Origin of the sequence: Alcaligenes endophyticus (assembly GCF_026344035.1) — a bacterium.
Lineage (GTDB): Bacteria > Pseudomonadota > Gammaproteobacteria > Burkholderiales > Burkholderiaceae_B > Alcaligenes > Alcaligenes endophyticus.
This window is the reverse complement of sequence record NZ_JAPKND010000001.1, coordinates 506,596-523,992: the sequence shown is the minus strand read 5'-3', so window position 1 is coordinate 523,992 and position 17,397 is coordinate 506,596. Positions and strand designations below refer to the sequence as shown.

At 50.9% G+C, this 17,397-nt stretch carries 16 protein-coding genes; 8 read left to right on the top strand and 8 right to left on the bottom strand.

From position 1 onward, the window contains the following. Positions 1-7: 7 nt before the first annotated feature. The 6 genes from OSH01_RS02340 to OSH01_RS02315 form a co-directional block, all read right to left on the bottom strand. Entirely contained in the window at positions 8-691 is a 684-nt protein-coding gene (locus OSH01_RS02340; protein WP_266122431.1) for a protein-L-isoaspartate O-methyltransferase family protein, read from the bottom strand. Positions 692-725: 34 nt separating this feature from the next. Next, positions 726-1,517 carry a 5'-methylthioadenosine/adenosylhomocysteine nucleosidase gene (locus OSH01_RS02335; RefSeq protein ID WP_266122430.1) on the bottom strand — a complete coding sequence of 264 codons (792 nt, stop codon included), beginning with the start codon at positions 1,515-1,517 and terminating at the stop codon, positions 726-728. Between the two features lie 11 nt (positions 1,518-1,528). After that, positions 1,529-2,341, bottom strand: coding sequence for a bifunctional hydroxymethylpyrimidine kinase/phosphomethylpyrimidine kinase (thiD, locus tag OSH01_RS02330; protein WP_266122429.1), 813 nt, complete (start codon positions 2,339-2,341; stop codon positions 1,529-1,531). A gap of 6 nt (positions 2,342-2,347) precedes the next feature. Continuing rightward, the gene (locus OSH01_RS02325; RefSeq protein ID WP_266122428.1) at positions 2,348-3,157 is read right to left on the bottom strand and encodes a thiazole synthase; all 810 of its coding nucleotides are present in this window, start codon (positions 3,155-3,157) and stop codon (positions 2,348-2,350) included. A gap of 116 nt (positions 3,158-3,273) precedes the next feature. Further along, positions 3,274-4,185, bottom strand: coding sequence for a helical backbone metal receptor (locus tag OSH01_RS02320; RefSeq protein ID WP_266122427.1), 912 nt, complete (start codon positions 4,183-4,185; stop codon positions 3,274-3,276). Positions 4,186-4,198: 13 nt separating this feature from the next. Next, positions 4,199-6,025 (bottom strand): TonB-dependent receptor domain-containing protein, encoded by a 1,827-nt coding sequence (locus OSH01_RS02315; protein ID WP_266122426.1) that lies wholly within the window; start codon positions 6,023-6,025, stop codon positions 4,199-4,201. A 378-nt stretch (positions 6,026-6,403) separates the two neighbouring features. On the opposite strand from OSH01_RS02315, the gene metH reads away from it, so the two are divergent. Together metH and OSH01_RS02305 are read left to right on the top strand one after the other, a co-directional pair. Further along, positions 6,404-10,180 (top strand): methionine synthase, encoded by a 3,777-nt coding sequence (metH, locus tag OSH01_RS02310; RefSeq protein WP_266122425.1) that lies wholly within the window; start codon positions 6,404-6,406, stop codon positions 10,178-10,180. A 29-nt stretch (positions 10,181-10,209) separates the two neighbouring features. Then, on the top strand, positions 10,210-11,025 hold the full coding sequence (locus tag OSH01_RS02305) for a helix-turn-helix transcriptional regulator (RefSeq protein ID WP_266122854.1): 816 nt from the start codon (positions 10,210-10,212) through the stop codon (positions 11,023-11,025). 15 nt (positions 11,026-11,040) lie between these two features. On the opposite strand, the gene OSH01_RS02300 is transcribed toward OSH01_RS02305, so the two are convergent. Continuing rightward, positions 11,041-12,399 carry a DHA2 family efflux MFS transporter permease subunit gene (locus tag OSH01_RS02300; protein WP_266122853.1) on the bottom strand — a complete coding sequence of 453 codons (1,359 nt, stop codon included), beginning with the start codon at positions 12,397-12,399 and terminating at the stop codon, positions 11,041-11,043. 147 nt (positions 12,400-12,546) lie between these two features. Here OSH01_RS02300 and OSH01_RS02295 point away from each other — a divergent pair, with 147 nt between their 5' ends. The 4 genes from OSH01_RS02295 to OSH01_RS02280 all read left to right on the top strand — a co-directional run bounded on the left by OSH01_RS02295 (position 12,547) and on the right by OSH01_RS02280 (position 14,941). After that, positions 12,547-12,738, top strand: a complete 192-nt coding sequence (locus OSH01_RS02295) for a DUF3460 family protein (protein ID WP_266122424.1) — start codon at positions 12,547-12,549, stop codon at positions 12,736-12,738. Positions 12,739-12,753: 15 nt separating this feature from the next. Further along, positions 12,754-13,617 (top strand): segregation and condensation protein A, encoded by an 864-nt coding sequence (locus tag OSH01_RS02290; protein WP_266122423.1) that lies wholly within the window; start codon positions 12,754-12,756, stop codon positions 13,615-13,617. Between the two features lie 39 nt (positions 13,618-13,656). Continuing rightward, complete coding sequence (gene panC, locus OSH01_RS02285; RefSeq protein ID WP_266122422.1) at positions 13,657-14,499, top strand: pantoate--beta-alanine ligase; 843 nt, start codon at positions 13,657-13,659, stop codon at positions 14,497-14,499. A gap of 154 nt (positions 14,500-14,653) precedes the next feature. After that, positions 14,654-14,941 carry a response regulator transcription factor gene (locus OSH01_RS02280; protein WP_266122421.1) on the top strand — a complete coding sequence of 96 codons (288 nt, stop codon included), beginning with the start codon at positions 14,654-14,656 and terminating at the stop codon, positions 14,939-14,941. A 2-nt stretch (positions 14,942-14,943) separates the two neighbouring features. On the opposite strand, the gene OSH01_RS02275 is transcribed toward OSH01_RS02280, so the two are convergent. Further along, positions 14,944-15,594 (bottom strand): hypothetical protein, encoded by a 651-nt coding sequence (locus tag OSH01_RS02275; protein ID WP_266122420.1) that lies wholly within the window; start codon positions 15,592-15,594, stop codon positions 14,944-14,946. A 206-nt stretch (positions 15,595-15,800) separates the two neighbouring features. Here OSH01_RS02275 and coaE point away from each other — a divergent pair, with 206 nt between their 5' ends. Both coaE and zapD read left to right on the top strand, forming a co-directional pair. Then, a complete protein-coding gene (coaE, locus tag OSH01_RS02270) occupies positions 15,801-16,409 on the top strand; it encodes a dephospho-CoA kinase (protein WP_266122419.1) in 609 nt (202 codons plus the stop codon). 56 nt (positions 16,410-16,465) lie between these two features. Beyond that, positions 16,466-17,221 carry a cell division protein ZapD gene (zapD, locus tag OSH01_RS02265; protein WP_266122418.1) on the top strand — a complete coding sequence of 252 codons (756 nt, stop codon included), beginning with the start codon at positions 16,466-16,468 and terminating at the stop codon, positions 17,219-17,221. The last annotated feature ends 176 nt before the right edge of the window (positions 17,222-17,397 follow it).

The window sequence follows — 17,397 nt, the reverse complement described above, 5'->3', positions numbered from 1 at the left end:
AGAAAGTTTAGAACTTGAATTGCGAGACAGCTGTGCCACGCAGTGGTTTGATTGAGGTATCAAACAATGGAGTGGTTTCAAAGCTTGCCGCGCTACTGCGGGTGACACGTACGGCCGTCATGACTGGGTTTTGACCTACGACGATAACCAGACGCCCACCAATACAGAGCTGATACTTGAGCGAGTCAGGAATAACCGGCACAGAACCAGTGACCAAAATGGCATCATATTCGGAGGTGCCCCATCCTTTATGTGCATCGCCCACTTCTACTTTTACATTACGCACATTGTTGCGTTGTAGGTTCTCTTGGGCAAAGGCTGCTAATTTGCTATCGATTTCGATGCTCGTTACTTGCTGTGCCAGATGAGCGAGCAACGCGGCTTGATAACCCGAGCCAGTACCAATTTCAAGTACATCGTCAGTGGGTTTTAGTTGTAGCTCTTGTGCTAGCTTAGCTTCCATTTTAGGAGCGAGCATGGTTTCATTCGTGTTAACCGAGTGCACGGTTAATGGCAGTTCGGTGTCCGAAAAAGCCATGGATTGCAGATTAGCGGGTACATAGCGTTCGCGTGGCACCACCATTAGGGCTTGCAGTACGTTTTCGTCAAAGACGTTCCAAGGGCGAATTTGTTGTTCGACCATGTAATAGCGTGAGCGCTCAAGTTCAGACATCGCAGTGATGAAGTTCATAGCTTTCAGAAACCAAAATCTTCGGAAGAGTCGATTATAAGCCAGGACTGTGGTTTGTATCCGTCCTGGTCGTGGTAGTCGCTGCCTCTGGTTGAATAAACGGAACCATGGCGTGTAGCAAAGCGCTTGCGTTGCGCGCCGCGATGGTTAGAAACTGTTGGAAATCAAGTTGGGCAGCATGGTTGGCCTGGTCAGAAATAGACCGGATAGCAATAAAGGGTATCTGGTTAAGACTACAGACCTGAGCTAGGCTAGCGCTTTCCATTTCGCAAGCCAACGCTTGAAACGTGTGTGCCAACCTTTGTATTTTATCGTTACAGGCGATAAATTGGTCACCAGTAACAATTATTCCGGTGTAACTACGCTGAGCGGTAATGCCGTGCGCCGCCTGTTGGGCTAATTGCAGTAGTTGGGGATCAGCGTCATAAGCCAAGCTGGGCATACGAAACATATGTCCTGGAGCCAAACCTAGGGCTTGGAGGTCTACATCATGTTGAATGAGTTGGCCGCCAATGACAATGTCACCCATCTGGAGGTGGCCCTGTATTGCCCCGGCTACCCCTATATTGATCATGTGGCTGATGTGAAACTCTGAAATCAGCAACTGTGCACAAGCCGCGGCATTGACTTTGCCCACCCCGCAGACCACTACCACAACGTCTTGCCCTAAGTAGGTGCCTTGATGAAAACACATGCCAGCACGAGTGACGGTTTGAGCTTGTTGCAGTTGAACGAGGATCTGTTCCTGTTCCTCTTGCATGGCTACGACGATCGCCAGACGAATGTGAGAGACCGTCGTGGTCTTGTTTTCAGCTTGTGCAGGCATGTTGTTCGGTGTTATTTCCATACATTATGGAAATGGTGCACGGGGCCATGCCCACTGCCTACCGAGAGTTCGCCCGAGCGGGCGATGGCGGTGTACAGGTAGTTTTTCGCCGCTAGCGCTGCATCCGGCACCGCACTGTGTTGCGGTAGCAAGGCCGCTAAGGCCGCTGACAGCGTACAGCCCGTACCGTGAGTGTTTTTGGTCGCGATACGTGGTGCTGGCATTTCTATCATGCGGTCGCCGTCGTGTAGCAGGTCTATGCATTCAGAACCCGGTAAATGGCCCCCTTTTAAAAACACCCAGCAGTGTTTAGAGTCATTCATGAGGCGGCGTAAACGTTCAGCAGCCTGACGCATTTCTTTAACGGTTTCTACTGGGCGTGCATCCAATAACACCCCCGCCTCGGGCAGATTCGGGGTGATCATGGTGGCTTGGGGCAGTAGCGCTTCACGGAGTGCACTTACCGCGGAACGTTCGAGTAAGTGGTCTCCGCTTTTGGCGATCATGACCGGATCGAGCACTAAGTGTTGTGGCGCGAAGTGAGCCATGCGATTTGCCACCACCTCGGTGACGGCCTCTTGGCCAAGCATGCCAATTTTGACCGCATCGATGCGTACATCCGCAAAAAGGGTGTCTATCTGGAGTTTTACAAACTCAGCGGGAACTGGCGAAATGCCCGTTACGCCTTGAGTGCTTTGAGCCGTGAGCGCAGCGACCACCGCGTTCGCGTAGGCACCTAAGGCGCTCATGGTTTTGACATCGGCCAGTATGCCGGCGCCGCCGGAGGGGTCAACACCGGCAATAGTCAGGGTATTAGGAATCATGGAGGATCAAGATGAACGAGAGTGAATCAGCCCTTCAGTGGGGGAGCTGGGGTCGGCATCGTAGTACTTGCGCGGCACACGGCCTGCCAAATAGGCATTGCGGCCAGACTCTACGCCTTGTTTCATGGCCAAGGCCATACGCACAGGATCACGAGCGCCTGCAATAGCGGTGTTCATGAGTACTCCGTCGCATCCTAACTCCATGGCGATGGTGGCGTCAGAGGCTGTGCCGACACCTGCGTCTACCAGAACAGGCACTTTGCTTTGGTCTAGTATGAGACGTAAATTCCATGGGTTGAGGATGCCCATCCCCGAGCCGATTAACGAGGCCAAGGGCATGATGGCGACGCAGCCTATGTCTTCGAGCATGCGTGCTTGGATAGGGTCGTCAGCACAATACACCATGACCTTAAAGCCGTCATCCACTAAAGTTTTAGCTGCCTTGAGGGTTTCAGGCATATTCGGGAATAGGTTGCCTGGGTCGCCCAGTACTTCTAGCTTAACTAAATCGTGGCCGTCGAGAAGCTCGCGCGCCAGACGTAAGGTGCGTACGGCGTCATCTGCGCTATAGCAGCCGGCGGTATTGGGTAGCAATGTGTACTGGGATGGCGGTAGGTAATCGAGCAGGCTGGGTTCATTGGCATTTTGCCCAATGTTGGTACGGCGTATGGCGACAGTAATAATTTCAGCGCCGCTCGCATCGATGGCAAGACGTGTTTCTTCGAAGTCTTTATATTTGCCTGTACCGACTAATAAGCGTGATTGATAGGTTTTACCGGCAAGTACGAATGGGTCGTGTTGGCTAGTGAGAGTCATGATAAAACGGGTAAGCGTAAAAGCAATAATGACTGCAAAGCAGTCTTCGAAGAGGAATGCTACAAGGATAATCTATTTCTACCCTGAGCGTCTTTCTTGTTTCGCTCCCAAGAGCGCTAAGGCTGATTAAGCCTATATTGTTGCAATCGATCGCACAACTGATCAACGGCCTTTAGTAGTCTGGGGCCAGGGCGGTATAGTTCATCGGGGTTAAAGTTAATGACGGCCGTAGAGGGTAAGTTCAGCTTGTTTTGCCAAAATTGCTGCCGTTGGGCGATAAGGGCTGGGTCTTTATGTGCCGTAATAATCAACTCTGGCTTTTTGCTGAGTACGTCTTCTAAGTTCACCATGGGGGCGGCTATTGCATGTTGGGCGTACACATTATGAGCCCCACAGGTGTGCATGACATCGCGAATAAGTAAGTCGTTGCCGATTGTATATAAAGGCTCTGTTCCTGCTTCAATGAATATCGTGACAGGGCTTTGCTGAGGGTACCGTGCCTGTAAGGCGTTGAGTTCGGATTGAAGGGTATCGGCATAGGCTTGTGTAGCGGCGCCTAAATGAAACTCCTCCCCCGCTAGACGTACCGCGGCCACGATGTCTTGCAGTGACTCAGGGGAGATAAATCTAACTTTGCTCCCTAGGCGGTTGAGTTGTGCGACTAAGTCGGGTGCTAGTTGCTGGGGTTGCCATGCCCACACGATGTCAGGACGCAGTGCTAACAAGGTCTCGTGATTGATCTGTAGAGCATTGCCCACTTTGCGCTTGGATCGTGCCGCCTCGGGGTAGTCGCTGTAGTTATCCACCGCCAAGATATGTTCCTGGGCTCCGGCGGCATACAGGATTTCGGTAGTATGCGGAGCCAAGCTGACGACATTGGGGCGTGGAGTATTGGCAGGAGTTGCCCCGGCGGTAAAGCAGTAGCCCGCTAGTAGCAGGCTGCCCCACCTTTGTAAGGCTGCCCTCCATAGCGAGGTCAGGCTAAAGCAGTGCTTCAGCCTAGGTTGCGCCTGTTGTCTACGCGTCAACGGCCGCTCCTTGTTACATGCGCCAGGCTAGGTTAAGAAAGATGTTAGAGCGCTCGGTGTTATAACCTTTCACGTATTCGTAGCGTTTATCAAGTGCATTGTTCCAACGTAACTGTGCCTCTAGGCTAGAGGTAATAGGCAGAGATGCCGTTAGATTGAGCAGACCATAGCCCCCCAAGCGTACTGTATTGTCTGCGTCGCTATAACGGTAGCTAGAGAACTGATACTCAGCGCCCAGCGTGGCATGTTGAAAGGTATGCTCTACACCCACTTTGTATTGCTGCTTTGCACGTTGCGTCAAGAGCTTACCTGTCTTGGTGTCTTTAGGGTCTTTAAGGTCTAGACTGGCATAGACACGAGTTTGCTCTAGGCTGTGTGATCCACTGAGGGTTAAGCCACGGATGCGTGCACGCTCTGTGTTGCTGGTTGTGCAAGGATAGCTGGAACAGTCATACGTGTTGATTAAATCTTTAATGGTATTTTGATAAACAACGAGACCGACGTTCGTGGTGTCGTCGGCATAGCTTAGGCCCGCCTCGACGTTACGTGACTTCTCTGGTTTTAGATGCGGGTTGCCCTGAAATCCCCAAGCCAAGGGATAGTACAAGTCAGCAAAAGTAGGTGTTCTAAAGCCTGTGTTACCTGCTATGCCTGCTGTCCAGTGATTATTGAGATCGAAATCATAGGCTAGGCCACCGGTAACCTTATTACCAAAGCCGGAGATATTGTCGTTACGCACACTGCCCTGTAAATGGTGCGGGCCCATATCGCCACGGTAAAGCAGACCCACAGCATTGGTGTTACGTTTGTCGTGGTTATGTAGTGATGCGCTGGTCATACGCTCCTCTAGGCGCTCAGCAATCAGAGAGAGGCGTTGCCCGGCGATAATGTCCACATCGTTTTGCCAGCTGTACTGACGTTGGATAAAGGCGGTGTCAGTGGAGCCGGGGCGTATTTCCAGGCCATTTTTACTAAAGCCTGCTGAGAGTTTACTCGCCCAGTGCTCAGTGATTTTATTGGTGCTACTGACGGTATAGGCCTGTTGACGCTGCAAGGCGTGCTCCACGCCCAAGGAGAAAGGCCCTACATAAGCACCATCAATATAGGTATCAGAGCCACTGAAACCTAGGTGTTGATCCTTAGCCCACTCATAACCTAAGGTGCCGCTGACGCCATGCTGTGTATAGCCAGTGTTGGGAGTACCAGGCTTATCGAGGCTGGCAAAGCCATCGCTATCGGCGTAGCTACCGCTGAAACTATAGTCCCAGCTATCGCTTGCGCCACTGATGCCCGCGCTGGATTTAAAAGTACTGTAGCTGCCGAAACCTACGTTTGCCCAGGCGCTTATGGGACGCTCTTGAGCGCCTTTTTTGGTGATGATATTAATGACACCACCGATGGCGTCAGAGCCATACAGGCTACTGGCTGCACCACGCACCACTTCAATGCGTTCAATTAAAGCCGGGTCGAGTGCCGCCCAAGCTGTCGAGCCAGTAGCCGCATTGTTGATACGCATGCCATCTATCATGACGCGTGTATGTTGCGGATTCGTGCCACGCAGGTAGATACCCGTGGTGTTTTGAGGGCCGCCGTTGGTATAGATTTCAATACCCACTTCGCGCGCTAGTATGTCGGCGACGCTATCTTTGCCTGCCTTGTCTAACTTCTCTTGACCAATAATAGTGACATCACCAATAGCGCTATGTAAGGGTTGCGCGCCACGTGCCGGGGTGACCACGATTTGATCTAACTGATTGACGGGTGTTGTTTGAGCGTGAGCCATGAGCGGCAAAGCGCCGGCTACAGCGACCAATACAGGTCGAAGGTAAAGTGCAGACATCGAGTTTCCTGTTAGATATGCGTCCCCGCATATCGAAAGTACAGCCCTTGTAAAGTACAAGGACAAAGGAGGCAGGTTGGAGTAGGGCTGGTGTCGGGCTCCGCGATGTAGCGGGTACCGTTGCGGGGGCAGCACGATTGAGCTCATAGGCTTTGTCGTTTCCCATTTAACTTGTGGCTTAAGGCTGGTTCAGAGGCCTGTTGGGCGCACAAGCACCTTTTCCGAGCGACAATTGTTACATGGCTGTGGCGTAAAGGCTAAGGGTTTGCGGCAGATTAGGGGCACAAAGCGCTACAATTGTGGCGTGAATCCACCAAACTAACGGTACTGCTGTGCACCGTGCCGTGGACAGTCTTTTTACTAATTTTGGGGTTTTTAGTGTCTTATCCTGCCTTGCCTTATCCTATTGCTGCTTACACGCGGGGAGGTGAATTTGCCGCCCGTTTGGGCCGCCAGATTCTTATCTTGGATGGTGCCATGGGCACCATGATTCAACGCTATAAGTTGGGCGAGGCAGATTTCCGCGGTGAACGCTTCAAAGACCATCCTAAAGATGTCAAAGGCGATAACGAGCTGTTGTCTTTGGTACGTCCTGACATTATTCGTCGTATTCATGATCAGTATTTGGAAGCGGGCGCAGACGTTATTTCCACTAATACGTTTGGTGCGACCGAAATCGCTCAAGGGGATTATGAAATCTTCGGTTTGGCCTACGAGCTAAATCTTGAGTCAGCCCGCATTGCGGCGGCCTCACGTGATCAATACAGTACGCCTGAGTGGCCAAGGTTTGTAGCGGGCGCTTTAGGCCCGCAGCCCAAAACGGCATCTATCTCCCCCGACGTGAATGATCCGGCCGCCCGTAACGTTACTTTTGAGCAGTTACGCCAGGCTTATACCGACCAGCTCAATGGTTTGATCGACGGCGGCATTGATATTGTGCTGGTCGAAACTATTTTTGATACCTTAAATGCCAAGGCCGCTATTTTTGCTATCGAATCCGTCTTTGAAGAGCGTGGTGTGCGTTTGCCCGTTATGGTGTCGGGTACCGTTACTGATGCGTCGGGTCGAATTTTATCTGGCCAAACAGTCGAGGCTTTTTGGAACTCGGTCCGCCACGCACGCCCTATTACCATAGGTTTGAACTGTGCCTTAGGCGCTGCCTTGATGCGCCCTTATGTGGCTGAGCTGTCCAAAATCAGTGATACCTATGTGTGCGTATACCCGAATGCCGGTTTACCCAACCCTATGGCTGAAACGGGCTTTGATGAAGCTCCGGCTGATACGTCGGGTCTCTTGCAAGAGTTTGCACAGGCCGGTTTGGTGAATATGGTGGGGGGGTGTTGCGGTACCACTCCTGAGCACGTCGCGGCCATCGCTGCTTTGTGTCGTCAACTGCCCCCACGGGTAGTGCCTGATATCCCCGTTATGACTCGCTTGTCTGGTTTGGAAGCGTTGAATTTTGATCGCGATACGCTGTTCATTAACGTGGGTGAACGTACCAACGTGACGGGCAGTAAGGCCTTTTTACGTTTAATTCGTGAAAATAATTACGAAGAGGCTTTGTCGGTGGCGCGCCAGCAAGTAGAAAACGGCGCGCAGATTATTGATATCAATATGGACGAGGGGATGCTGGATTCGGCGGCGTGTATGCACCGTTTCTTGAACATGATTGCCTCCGAGCCTGATATTGCGCGTGTGCCTATCATGATTGACAGCTCCAAATGGGATGTCTTAGAAACAGGCCTGCGTTGCGTACAAGGTAAGCCAGTAGTGAACTCTATCTCCATGAAAGAGGGGGAGGCAGAGTTTATTCGACACGCCAAGCTGTGCCGTAAATATGGCGCAGCGGTGATTGTGATGGCCTTCGACGAAAAAGGTCAGGCTGATAATTATCAGCGTCGCATCGATATTTGTACTCGCGCGTATCGTTTGCTAGTGGATGTGGTTGGTTTCCCGCCCGAAGACATTATCTTTGACGCCAACGTCTTTGCCGTTGCAACCGGCATCGATGAGCACAATAACTACGGTTTGGATTTCATTCAGGCCGTGGGCTGGATACATAAAAACCTTCCCCATGCGCGTACTTCAGGGGGTATCTCTAATGTGAGCTTCTCGTTCCGCGGTAACGAGGCGATGCGTGAAGCGATTCACACCGTATTCCTGTACTACGCCATTCAGGAAGGCTTGACCATGGGCATTGTCAATGCCGGTCAGCTTGGGGTGTACGCGGACATTGATGCCGTCCTGCGCGACTTAGTCGAAGACGTCATACTGAACCGCGATGAGCCGGTGGGCAAGAAAGAGGACGACGATGAGCGCAGCAATACTGAGCGCTTGGTTGAAATGGCCGAAAACGTGAAGGGCTCGGGCAAGAAGAAAGAAGAAGACTTAAGGTGGCGTGAGGCCAGCGTCGAAGATCGGCTCATTCACTCATTGGTGCAGGGCATTACTACTTTCATTGTCGAAGATACTGAAGAGGTCAGACAGAAGATTGCCGATCAGGGCGGCCGTCCCATTAGCGTGATTGAAGGCCCGCTCATGGATGGTATGAACGTCGTAGGCGACTTATTTGGCCAAGGCAAAATGTTCTTGCCTCAAGTGGTTAAATCGGCTCGGGTAATGAAGCAGGCCGTTGCCCATTTAATACCCTTTATCGAAGAAGAGAAGCGTCAAATTGAGTTAGCCGGCGGCGATGTACGCTCTAAGGGCCGCATGGTGATTGCTACGGTGAAGGGGGATGTGCACGATATCGGCAAAAATATTGTGACCGTGGTGATGCAATGCAATAACTTTGAGGTCGAAAACATGGGGGTCATGGTGCCTTGCGCTGAAATTTTGGCTAAAGCTAAAGCAGTAAATGCAGACATCATCGGCTTGTCCGGTTTGATTACTCCTAGCTTGGAAGAAATGAGTTATGTGGCCTCGGAGATGCAGCGTGACCCGTATTTTCGTGAGCGCGATGTGCCTTTAATGATAGGCGGGGCCACCACGAGTCGGGTCCACACGGCTGTAAAAATTGCCCCTCATTATGATGGCCCTGTAATTTATACCCCCGATGCCAGTCGTTGCGTGGGGGTGGCCACGACCTTAATGTCAGATAGGCGCGATGAATTTTTGGCAGAGTTACGTGACGAGTACGAGCTGGTGCGTCAGCGGCATGCCAATCGTAAAGCTACGCCGTTAATTAGCTTAGAACAGGCGCGTGCAGATCGCCCCAAAATAGACTGGGCCAACTACACGCCTCCTCGTCCTAAGTTTATTGGTCGTCGTTTATTTAAAAACTACGACTTAGCCGACATAGCACAATTTATCGACTGGACACCTTTTTTCCAAACATGGAGTCTATTCGGACGCTTCCCTGGCATTCTGGACGATAAAGTGGTGGGAGAACAGGCTAAAACTCTGTACGCAGAGGGGCAGGCGATGCTGAAAAAAATCATTGAGGGGCGTTGGCTGACGGCCAATGGCGTGATTGCTTTTTACCCAGCCAATACGGTGAATGATGAAGATATTGAACTCTACACCGATGAAAGCCGTAGCGAGGTTTTGTTCACCTATCGAAACTTGCGCCAGCAAGGAGTAAAGCGTGAGGGGGTAGATAGCAAATGTTTGGCTGACTACATTGCGCCCAAAAGCTCAGGTGTGGCCGATTACATCGGTATGTTTGCAGTGACCGGTGGCTTGGGGATGGAAAAGCATTCAGAGCGTTTTCAAGCGGCGGGTGATGATTACTCTGATTTAATGATAAAGGCGTTGGGTGACCGCTTTGCGGAAGGTTTTGCCGAGTGTTTGCACGCCCGGGTACGGAACGACTTATGGGGTTATGTGCACAATGAGCAGTTGAGTAATGAAGAGCTCATCGACGAAAAGTACCAAGGTATTCGGCCCGCCCCTGGCTATCCGGCCTGCCCCGAGCATGTGGTCAAGCACGATATGTTCCGTGTGTTGCAGTGCGAGGAAATAGACATGCATATCACTGATAGTTTTGCCATGATTCCAGCCTCTAGCGTGTCAGGTTTTTATTTCAGCCATCCTCAGTCGCAGTACTTTAACGTGGGCAATATAGGTGATGATCAGTTGCAAGACTACATTCGCCGTAGTGGCCGTAGCGAGGAGGATGTGCGGCGTACGTTAAGCTCGGTCTTGTCTAGCTAATGAGTCCAGCTAGCCAACAAGCTCATTTGATGCCTGATGGAGGGCAAGCTGCACTTGCCTCTCGTCGTCAGGCGTTAGGGCATTTTTTGCGGCAAGCTCGAGAGCGCACCAGCCCGGAATCTGTGGGTCTGCCCGCCGGAGTGCGGCGGCGCACGCCCGGCTTGCGCCGCGAGGAGCTGGCGCTGTTGTGTGGCATCAGTACTACTTGGTATACCTGGATAGAACAGGGACGTGAGGTGACGGTTTCTGCCCAAGTATGTGCCAGTTTGGCTGAGGTACTGGGCTTAGGCAGGGCGGAAAGGCAGTATTTATTTGAGCTAGCTGATTTGGCTGATCCCTACCACGGCATGGCGAACACCCAGGCTTTGCCCCCAGGGTTAAGTGCTTGTGTGGACAGCATTCAGGGGCCCGCGTATATCCTTGATCGTAGCTGGCATGTTTTAGCGCGCAATGATGCCTTGTTACGTTTGTTTGATGGCTGGCCCGATCGCAGTGAGCGAGCCAATTTATTGCGTTATATTTTTCTGGACCCTCTGGCGCGTGAACTCGTGGTCGACTGGGAACAACGCGCTAGCCGCGTAGTGGCAGAGTTTCGCGCCGACGTGGGAGCTCATGCGGATGAGCCTGAAATACAGGCTTTGTTGCAAGAGCTGCTACAAGATAGTAGCGTTTTTGCGTATTGGTGGGGGCGGCAACTGGTAGTAGAGCGTGAAGGGGGGCGGCGCGAGTTTCGCGATAGCCTCGGTCACATTAGCGCTTATCAGCAATTTACGTTTCGCTTGGCGATTAGGCCGGACTGCAAACTGGTGATGCTTTTAGCGGATACGACGGGCTCACCGCAATGAGCCCGTTAGGATGGGTTACTGCAGCCCTTGACCGTCGTTGGCTTGTAAACGCATAAAAGACAGTGCTGAGGCACTGGTAATTACGCCTAACACAATAAAACCCCACATCACATCTACGCTACTTAATTCCTGAGCCTGACGCAGGCTCATGCTGATATGTAGTGTTACCGCCGCGCAGGCCACCCCTAAACTGATGGCTAGTTGTTGGGCCATCGAGGCGAAGCTACTGGCGCGGCTCATGGCTTTTTCATCAAGATCGGCATACGTAAGCGTATTGATTGCGGTAAATTGTAATGAGCGGAAAAAACCGCCTAAGGTGAGCACGCTAATCATGATCCAGATGGGAGTTTGGGCTTGAAATAACGCACACAGGGCAATGAATAAACCGGTGAAAAAAGCATTGTAAAACAATACTTTCCGGTATCCAAAACGGCGAATAATTGGCGGTGCAACGAGCTTCATGAGCAAGGCTCCGATGGCACCGGTAAAGGTAATCAAGCCTGCATTCAGCGCACTCATACCAAAATTAACTTGTAATAATATTGCGAGCAAAAAGGGTGCGGCGCCCAACGAGAAGCGACATAAGTTACCGCCCAACACCGAGATGGCAAAGGTTCGAGTACGTAATAACGATAAATCTAAGATGGGGTAAGGGGTGCGTTTGGCGTGCCAGATATACCAAAGCCCAGACACCACCCCTACAGTGACCATCGCAGCTAAGGTGCGCCAGTCAAAAGTGCCGTGCCCCATGTTTTCAAAGGCGGTCACTAGGGTGGCTAAGGCAACTGCGCTAAGTAGGAAGCCGCGCCAGTCTAAGGGGGTGGGATCCAGTGGGTAATCTGAGCGTATGTAGCGCAGTACCAGCCATATTCCCAGTAGGCCTACAGGTAAATTAATCAGAAAAATCCAGTGCCATGAGGCATAGGTAACCAGTACACCTCCTACGGGTGGCCCTATAATAGGCCCCATTAAGGCGGGTAGGGTGAGCACTGCCATGGCTTGTAGAAGTTGGTCTTTCGGTACGCGGCGCAGTAAAATAATGCGGCCTACGGGTACCATCATGGCTCCGGCCATGCCCTGTACTACGCGTGCTAGCGTCAGTTGTAATAATGTTTGTGAGGCGGCGCAGGCAACAGAGCTGGCCGTAAAGAGTAAAATAGCCGCTAGAAAAATGCGACGAGCACCGAAACGGTCTGCCGCCCACCCACTAATAGGTACGAATACCGCTACAGCCAGTAAATAGCTGGTGATGATCATATTCATATTGATGACGTTCGTGCCCAGTGAGCTAGCCATTTGCGGTAAGGCAGTGGCAACCACGGTAGAATCTAACATCTGCATGAATAGGGCGCAGCCGACGATATAAGGTATCATGCGCGCAGCGCGTTTTTCTCGTGTAGATAGTTCTGTGGATGGGGGCGGTTCGGGTAACTCGGCGTCATTCATGCAGTCAGGCTCCGGCCTATCAGGGGCATTACGTTTAATTAATGGTGTAGTCAACTAATTGGGCATATAGGTATTATGACAAAGAATTACGAGTCCGAAATTACTCAGTTCATTAAGCAATACAAAGATGAGCACCCCGAAACCGACGCGAGTCAGCGTGATGGGCGCAATCGTTTGTGGGATAAGCAGTTAGATGCTGAGCAGCAAGAGGGCTTTAAACAAGCTCGTGTGCCTCAAGCTCCCTATGTTTATTACCAAAACGATTAATATCTTCGCAGGCTAATGACCGATAAATCAGCGGTCGCTGCTAAGCCAGAGCTGCATCAAGACACAGCCACCTCCGCCGCCGAGGTGGCTTTGGCACGTCTGTATGGTGAGCCTTTATTTACTATACCCCAAGACTTATATATCCCCCCCGAGGCACTGGAAATTATCCTGGAAGCATTTGAGGGGCCATTGGATTTGCTGCTCTATCTGATTCGCAAGCAAAATTTCAATGTGTTGGATATCCCCATGGCTCAAGTGACCGCTCAGTATTTGGCCTATGTTGAGCAAGTACGGTTACATAATCTAGAGCTAGCCGGCGAATATTTACTGATGGCTGCGGTGCTGATTGAAATTAAATCCCGCATGTTGTTGCCAGTGCGTAAGTCAGACACCGGTGAAGAGGTGGAAGATCCACGCGCTGAGTTGGTGCGGCGGTTGTTAGAGTACGAGAGAATTAAGTCGGCGGCGCAGCAGATCAATGAGTTCCCACAGCAGGGAAGGGATTATTTAGTTGCAGCCGCTCATCTTGAAATTGTGATGGAAGAGCTGTTGCCAGAGGTTAGCGCAGATGATTTACAGCAAGCCTGGCTCAGTGTTATAAAGCGCGCTAAATTGCATGCCAGCCATAAAATTACCCGCGAACAGTTGTCGGTTCGAGACCACATGACACAAATTTTACGCCGCTTGCAAAGCGTGCGTTTTATGGAGTTTACCGAGCTGTTCATGGAGAGGATCGAGCATGGCGATGGTGCTGCGATCTTGGTTGTGCACTTTTTGGCCATGTTAGAGCTGGCGCGCGAGTCGTTGTTAGACATTACACAGGCTGAGCCTTATGCCCCGATCTATTTACGTCTCAGTTATGATCGGGCTTTAGTTTGAATTGGCATAAGGATATGCCGCTTCCACGTGGAGATTTTTTTGAAAGTCGTCGATAACATTCAAGAATTACGCGACCAGCTTCAAGGACAATTGCGGGTGGCGTTTGTGCCTACTATGGGTAATTTACATCAAGCCCACTTGTCATTGATGAAAATGGCGAGACAGCACGGTGACCCCTTAGTGGCTAGCATTTTCGTTAATCGTTTGCAGTTTGGTCCCAACGAGGATTTTGATCGTTATCCTCGCACCTTGCTGGATGATATAGCCAAGATGGAGCAAGAGCGCGATGTTTATGTGTTATTTGCGCCATCGGAAAAAGAGCTTTATCCCGAGCCCCAGAGCTTTCGGGTGCAACCACCTGATCATTTAGGCCGTATTTTGGAAGGCGAGTTTCGCCCAGACTTTTTCGAAGGGGTCTGTACGGTGGTGTTAAAGCTGTTTTCTTGTGTGCAGCCTAAAGTGGCCGTATTTGGGAAAAAAGATTACCAGCAACTTATGGTGGTGCGCAGCATGTGCCGGCAGTTTCAATTGCCCGTTGAGATTCTGGCGCATGAAACCGTGCGTGAAGAAGATGGTTTGGCGATGTCTTCCCGCAATCGCTTTTTAAGTGCGGAAGAACGTGCCGAGGCACCTGCCTTGTACCAAACATTGCAACGCATGCAGCAGCAAGTGCGTGAGCAGGTCTTAGATGCCCATCAAATTGAAGCCCAAGCCTGTGAGCATATGCGCGCACGGGGCTGGGATGTGGACTATATGGCCCTACGCCGTCAATCAGACTTGCTCGAACCCACAGCCGAGCAATACGCTCAAGGCGAACCCTTGGTCGCCCTGGCAGCAGCACGTATAGGGGCAACGCGCTTAATTGATAATCTGGAAATTTAGGCTCGCTTTATCCGCAGGTAAAACCTAGGGTGTAGTAGGTTCATTTAGACCTCCCTATCGTGACAGGGTAGGGGTGAAAACTGATACTTTTAGCAGCCGTCAGTTCAGTAGTAATTAGTAATAATTGAGTTTTACCTACTGAATGAGGTGTCTGATGGCTACTAACTGTACCTTAGGGGTGGTTGATTTACTTCAGCGTTTAACGCCGCGTGAGCAAGATGTATTAGCGTACGTGGCGTTGGGCAAACCTAATAAAATTATCGCAGCAGAACTAGGCGTCTCTACACGCACTGTAGAAGCACATCGGGCGCGTATGTTTTATAAAATGCGAGTACGCAATGCCGTGGAGTTGGCGCATTGCGTATTGAATGAACCCGAGCTAATGAATAGTATCAGTGCACGCGCTTTATGTTTATCGGATGGCTCACAGGCTTCTGGATAACATCAAGAGCAAGCAGGTGCTGCGCTAGTGTCTAGCTCGTCAATAGGGTCGATGTCCGCTTGGCGAGTTAGGCTAGTGCTTAAGGTAGGGCGCTGCTGGTTATAGCTGTTTACGAGCAGCACATTGTTGTTGCTAAAGCTTAGGTCTGCCATAACAGTGTCTTGGGCATTGAGCAAAATAATACGGCGCGGGCTTACGGCGGTGCTTACCCAGCATCCCATGCTGCTTAGGCCCGACTCAGATATCGTTTGACCTTGCGCATCAATGGTTTGAGCACGTAAACGCCATTGTCCTGTGGGCGCTAAGGTAACCGTGAGTTTTTGTAAGGCACAGGTATCAGCCCCTGCGCAAGGTAAGGTGCCCAAAAACGTTTTTGCCTCTTTGAGCTCGGGAATGAATGTATTAGTGCTTGTTTTGGCGAGCTGCTCAGACTCTAGGGGCTTGTCTTGCTTATCTAGGCCAAACTGTAGCTGAGAGTTCGCCCGCAGCGCATCGCGTCCTTGTGCTATTTTTAAGGCATCGGTTTGGGTGCTGCCGCGCCCGCTTTGGGTGTCACTAAGCGGACTCTGCGCGCAGGCCGTTAGCAGTACTGCACTCACGCTAAGTGCGAAAAAAACTGGAGTACGAGCAAAAGTTCGTAGGATGAGAGACATGGTCGGGTTCCGTCTACAGATAGAGCTTAGATTCTACGCATTTCGCGGCCAATAAGTAATAGTTACAGGCGTTTGAAACGCCCCCCTAGGGCTTAGGGATCAATTTACTGCTATTTTTCCGTAAATAAGTACAAATTTGTAGTGTAGTGGTGGCGATAAACCTTGAGCTTGCGTTAAAGTGCAGTTTTCAAGGCTACATAAATCATATGCTAAAGATAGGACTAACTGGTGGAATAGGCTCAGGTAAAAGCCAAGTTGCCGATTTTTTGCAGGCTTGGGGGGCTGCTGTTATCGATACGGATCGTATCGCTCATCAGCTCACCTTGCCCGGTGGGCGTGCCATAGCGCCTATTGCTGATGCGTTTGGTGCCGACTATATTCAGGCTGATGGCGCTTTGGACAGGAATAAGATGCGTGAGACGGTATTTAATGACCCCTCTGCGCGACAAAAATTAGAGTCGATTATTCATCCTCTGATTACAGTTGTCACAAACGCACAAGTACAGAGTGCTCAAGGGTGTTATCTTGTCATTGTCGTGCCGTTGTTGATTGAGTCAGGACGCTGGCAAGAGCGTGTCGATAGAGTATGTGTGGTAGATTGCGATCCCGAGACACAAATTCAGCGGGTACAACTGCGCAGCGGCTTAAGTGCCTCGACAGTGACCCAAATTATGGCGGTACAGGCGAGTCGTGAGCAACGCTTGAGTGCCGCTGATGACGTGATTTTGAACGATATACATACTACTTTAGATGACTTAGAGCGACGTACTAAGGTTATGCACGAACGTTGGCTCGCTCAATCCTCTTTAGCTTAAGGGTAGTTTCTTAAGTTAATTATTTTGTTTTTGTACCTAATAAGGCTGCATTTCGCGTGACATTGTACGAATACCCCTGTAATGAACGTGTTAGAGCACTGCTCCGGGTGGAATATCTGTTTGAGCGTCTTTTTCATTTTGCCCGCCACTCGGATGTGCATTCGCATCAGGTCGCTGTCGCAACGTTATTTGATTTGCTGGATATCTCTGATCGCACCGATTTACGTGGCGCGGTATTACAAGACTTAGAGCGCCAGCGTACCGCCCTGGCGGCATTGCGTGAGCACCCCGGAGTAGCAAAGCATACGCTGGATGAAATGCTAGCGGAAATTTCTGCCGCAAGCCAAGGGCTGGCCGGGCAGGGGCGTATTGCACAAGGCCTACGCGAGAATGACTGGTTAAATAGTTTACGTGGCCGTGTGGCATTACCGGGCGGCACATCGCCTGTCGATATGCCCTCTTACTACTCATGGCAATTGCGTAGCGATGCTGAGCGGGACGAGGATATTCGACGCTGGATAGAGCCCTTTCGTCCTTTATACCGTGGGTTAGGGGTGATTTTGCAACTGTTGCGGCGCGCTGGCGATGCCGTTGAGTTGATAGCGCGTCAGGGCGCCTATCAAGAAATGCTGGCAGGCAAGTCGTTCCAGTTATTAAGGGTTTGGGTGCAGGAAGGAGCGCGTATCTTTCCGGAAATGAGCGCAAATAAGTATGTGATCTGGGTACGCTTTGCTAAGCAGAACACTGAACTTAAACCTCAAGCGATTACCGATGATGTGTCATTTCGTTTGGCACGCTGCAATATAGGGTAAAAAATCTTGCTGTAGTCTGTGTCGACTGACTAAGCGCATTAAATATTCATCACGGGTTCAGATAAGCAATTATATACTTTGCATGCTCGTATTAAGCTGCGTGTTATGTACCAGTCTGGTGTTTACGTAGTGTTGATCGTGCAGTGGCGCGAATATAATTTTGCTTTTGTGGAGAG

Bases quoted from the DNA above. Each gene is read 5' to 3' on its own strand.
- OSH01_RS02340 (WP_266122431.1), bottom strand. From the start codon at position 691: ATGAACTTCATCACTGCGATGTCTGAACTTGAGCGCTCACGCTATTAC.
- OSH01_RS02335 (WP_266122430.1), bottom strand. From the start codon at position 1,517: ATGCCTGCACAAGCTGAAAACAAGACCACGACGGTCTCTCACATTCGT.
- thiD (WP_266122429.1), bottom strand. From the start codon at position 2,341: ATGATTCCTAATACCCTGACTATTGCCGGTGTTGACCCCTCCGGCGGC.
- OSH01_RS02325 (WP_266122428.1), bottom strand. From the start codon at position 3,157: ATGACTCTCACTAGCCAACACGACCCATTCGTACTTGCCGGTAAAACC.
- OSH01_RS02315 (WP_266122426.1), bottom strand. From the start codon at position 6,025: ATGTCTGCACTTTACCTTCGACCTGTATTGGTCGCTGTAGCCGGCGCT.
- OSH01_RS02305 (WP_266122854.1), top strand. From the start codon at position 10,210: ATGCCTGATGGAGGGCAAGCTGCACTTGCCTCTCGTCGTCAGGCGTTA.
- OSH01_RS02300 (WP_266122853.1), bottom strand. From the start codon at position 12,399: ATGATACCTTATATCGTCGGCTGCGCCCTATTCATGCAGATGTTAGAT.
- OSH01_RS02295 (WP_266122424.1), top strand. From the start codon at position 12,547: ATGACAAAGAATTACGAGTCCGAAATTACTCAGTTCATTAAGCAATAC.
- OSH01_RS02290 (WP_266122423.1), top strand. From the start codon at position 12,754: ATGACCGATAAATCAGCGGTCGCTGCTAAGCCAGAGCTGCATCAAGAC.
- OSH01_RS02280 (WP_266122421.1), top strand. From the start codon at position 14,654: ATGGCTACTAACTGTACCTTAGGGGTGGTTGATTTACTTCAGCGTTTA.
- OSH01_RS02275 (WP_266122420.1), bottom strand. From the start codon at position 15,594: ATGTCTCTCATCCTACGAACTTTTGCTCGTACTCCAGTTTTTTTCGCA.
- coaE (WP_266122419.1), top strand. From the start codon at position 15,801: ATGCTAAAGATAGGACTAACTGGTGGAATAGGCTCAGGTAAAAGCCAA.